Consider the following 1,092-nt stretch of genomic DNA (forward strand, 5'->3'; position numbering starts at 1 on the left):
GTACCGCCGCGCGGCGGCCCAGCATCGGGGAAGGCGAAACCGTGATCACACAGGACGACCTCGGGCGCCTGACCGGTGTTGAGGTCTACGACAACGCGGGGGAGCGGATCGGCGTGGTCTCCCAGATCTACGTGGACAACCGCACCGGCGACCCGATCTGGATCACCGTCCGCATGGGTTCGTTGAGCTTCGAGGAGTCGTTCGTTCCCCTGCAGGGTGCCGAGCTCACCGGCGACCGGCTCACCGTGACGGTCGGCCGCGACCGCGTCAAACAGGCACCACTGCTGGACACCGGAAGTCCGGTCAGCCAGGAGGACGCCGAGCGACTCTGCGCCCACTATGGCGTGCCGCCCACCGCCGACACCGAAGACGGTGAGGACCGCGAGGCGTCGGAAGACGACGCCATGACGCGCTCCGAGGAGCGTCTGGTCGTCGGCACCCGCCGCGAGCCGACGACCAGAGTGCGGCTGCGCAAGTACCTCGTCACCGAGCACCAGCAGATCACCGTGCCGGTCACCCGCGAGGAGGTACGACTGGAGGAAGTCCCGGTCACCGCCGACGAACCCGGCGGAACCGTTGCCTCGGACGACGTCGACGCCGGCCACGAGGTGACCTTGAAGGCCGAGCGCCCGGTCGTGACGACCGAGACGGTGCCCGTCGAGCGCGTCCGGCTGAGGAAGGAAGCAGTTCAGGACGAGGAGACCGTCTCGGGCGAGGTGCGCAAGGAACGCATCGACTACGAAGGCCCGGATCCGGCTTCACCCCACTAGGTCAGGAGAACGCAACCGCTGCGAGTGGCAGCCATCTGCCTGTGTACGGTCCGTCGGCCAGCCGTGCGTACTGACCGCCGTTGAGCACCTCGCGGTAGTTGACGGTCACCCGGTCGCCGGCCCGATAGGTGGTCGTCACCGAGGTCACGGTGCCGTTCCGGTCGACGATGTACGCCTTGGGCGCGGCGGACCGGACCGTCGCGGGCCGCTGCACGAGGTAGCTCAGCCCGGTGTGCGCGCCGATCTCGTAGCAGTTCGGCGGGTTCTCCCGCACCTGGTACCCGGCAAGACCGCCGGCGGTGATGCCGTACCAGATCCCTGG

General features: G+C 68.8%; 2 protein-coding genes. One reads left to right on the forward strand and one right to left on the reverse strand.

Translation table 11 applies throughout. The features are described from left to right. Positions 1-770 (forward strand): PRC and DUF2382 domain-containing protein (locus AB0M20_RS45255; protein ID WP_364307826.1); only part of this gene is annotated, 770 nt, incomplete at its 5' end. Between the two features lies 1 nt (position 771). Here AB0M20_RS45255 and AB0M20_RS45260 read toward each other — a convergent pair. Next, a partial coding sequence (locus AB0M20_RS45260) for a hypothetical protein (RefSeq protein WP_364307827.1) occupies positions 772-1,092 on the reverse strand: 321 nt, incomplete at its 5' end.

It is taken from the genome of Actinoplanes sp. NPDC051633 (assembly GCF_040681735.1).
In the GTDB taxonomy this organism is placed as follows: domain Bacteria; phylum Actinomycetota; class Actinomycetes; order Mycobacteriales; family Micromonosporaceae; genus Actinoplanes.